The sequence below is a fragment of the Allobosea sp. 05T433 genome (assembly GCF_056396065.1).
The window spans coordinates 1-2,439 of sequence record NZ_JBFTKS010000089.1; the positions used below are offsets into that span (position 1 = coordinate 1).

General features: G+C 65.5%; 2 protein-coding genes. Both read right to left on the reverse strand.

Annotated elements, in window-relative coordinates:
- A partial coding sequence (locus tag AC1DGP_RS35070; protein WP_476833274.1) for a DUF3300 domain-containing protein occupies positions 1-1,466 on the reverse strand: 1,466 nt, incomplete at its 3' end.
- 111 nt (positions 1,467-1,577) lie between these two features.
- Positions 1,578-1,856 carry a hypothetical protein gene (locus AC1DGP_RS35075; RefSeq protein WP_476833275.1) on the reverse strand — a complete coding sequence of 93 codons (279 nt, stop codon included), beginning with the start codon at positions 1,854-1,856 and terminating at the stop codon, positions 1,578-1,580.
- Positions 1,857-2,439: the final 583 nt, after the last annotated feature.

The window sequence follows — 2,439 nt, forward strand, 5'->3', positions numbered from 1 at the left end:
TCGACGATATGATCCTTGAGCGCGACGTCGGAACGCCGCCCACCGCCGCCCCCGCGACCGCCGCCTCCACGCCCACCGCCGCCACCCATGCGCGCGCCACCGCCGCCGCCCATGCGTGCCCCGCCGCCGCCAAACCCGCCGCCCCCCGCTCTGGGACCACCGCCAAATCCGCCGCCACCCATCCGCGCTCCGGCATGAGCGAAGCTCGTCTGTCCGCGCTGGGATTGCAGATTGGCTGCCCTGCCGGGCTGCATGTTGCCGAAGGCATTGTCGCGGCGCGGCCCACCCGCCCGATTGACGTTGCCGCCGCCGGGACGATTGGCCTGCGCCGGCCTTTGCGCGTTCGGACGGTTCTGGCGTGCGCGGTCGGCGGTGGCAGGACGGTTCCCTGCCCCGCGATCGGGACGCGCTGCACCGGCGCCGGCATTGGGGCGATTGCCGGCATTGGGGCGGTCAGGCCGATTGGCCCCCTGCCCGCGATCCGGCCGGTTGCCAGCTCCGGTGTTGGGGCGATCGGGCCGGTCCGGGCGGGCCTGATTTCCGTCCCGCCCGCGAAAGTCCATGCGGCCGTCGCTGCCCGGGCGCGAGGTGTTCGCAAACCGCTGCTGAACCTGCGAATTGCCGTATCTGACCCCTTGGCGATGCTGCGGATTGTGCTGCCAGTGCGTCACGCGATCGCGGTTGATATTGATGTTGTTGTTGTTCCAGTTGATGTTGCCGCCCCAATAGCCGCCGGTCGCCCAGCGGCCGAGCGCGTAGGCGGTACCGAAAGCGAGCCCGGTCGCAATGACTCCGGTCGCGATGTAGCCCGGGGCTGGAAAGTAATAGGGCGTGCTCTCGGGATAGGGCCAGGCGCCGTAGACGACGCCAGGATCATAATAGGGCACATAGATGGTGTCGGATGTGGCTGGCGCGATGGCGATGGTCTGCCTTGCGCCCTCCTGCTGCACCGTCACCGTCTGCTGCGTGCCCGAGGTGAGCTTCTTGTTCTCGTAGGCCCGCGACCTCATCCGCTGGACAGCGTCCATGACGTCGGTTTCCTGAGCGAGAACGGCATCGCCGAGCTTCTGCGTCCATTCCAGGTTCTTGCTCATCATCTGGAGCACCGACGGCGTGGCGACCAATGCCTTGATGCTATCGTCCCAGGCCTGTTTCTCCGCGGCCGCCTTGAGTGCGTCTCCCTTGAGCTTCTTGTTCTCGGCAGCCCAGCGCTCGGCCTGAACGACTTCGAGCGGATAGGTCGAGGCCATCAGCACCTGAGCCAGCAGGGTGTCCGGATAGAGCGCTATCGGGGCTAGCAGCGCGTCGAGCTGCGCTGTCGCGAGCAGGGTCTGGTCGACCGGCAGGGCCGCGGGCGTCAGCGCTGCACCTGTCGAAGGAGTGGGCGCCTGCGCCTGCGCTTGCGCGAGGGATTGAAGGGGGGGGGCCAGGGCCAATACGCCCGCCAGCACGAAACGGAGAATCATCGCGCTCTCCCGATATCCGCTCCCTCGGAGCGCTCGCACCACCCCAGGGTATTCTGCCGGAGGGGCGCGGCCAGTATCAGCACGGCCCCGGATGCCCAATTCGAACCGTCGCTAGCGCGGATTGCCCGGTGCGGCGCCATGGGTGCGCTCCCACTCTCGCAGCCTCTCGAACGCCTCCTTGTTTGCGCGGGCCTCCTCCATTGCTTTCGTCATGAGGCCGCTCTGCATCATCATCTGGTTTTCGTAGATGGAATCCCACATGCAGCCATTGATCTTGTTGCATGAATTCGGTGTTCCGACAGTCTGCGCGGTAGCCATTACGCCAGATGTGACAAGAACTGCGGCGGCCATTACGACAGACGCTGCGAGGGTGATCAGCCTGCTCATCATCAAAGCCTCCACGATCAATTCGCGCACCGATCCGGGTAAGCTGCCACGCAAACCGTATCTGCCTATCGACTTGAGGCCACAGCCTATACCCACGCAGGACATCGCAATGCGCTCCGACCTGCCCGGTGAATTCTAGCGAATTCCTGCCGATAAGAACCTGTCCCTAAGGACAATACGCCGACGYCCCYCGATGTGCTGTTCTCAGCGCAGGATTTTTCAGCGGCAGTTTGCGCGGGCGCGGCCACGCCGCCCGCGGGCGGTCGAGCGGAACGTACCGAAAGCGATCTGAACCTCGACCTCGTTCAACCAGGGAAGGATTCGGAATGTCCAGYGCTGCCAAAGATGCGCGGTCGATCGACCATTTCTTCTCCGCRCCGTCCGGACGCCATGATCGGTGGCGGGACCTTCATTCYMTCGCAAGRTCCTGGGCCAAWGGAGACGCAAAGCGGGGCGCCGTCGAGCAGGCCCTCGATGACCTCGGCGTGCTCGAGGAGTTCCATGCCTTTCCCGGCACGGAGCTGATCGCGGCGCTGCGCGAACGTCTCAGGAACGAGGACAAGGCCGGATTTCTCGCTCTTGCGAA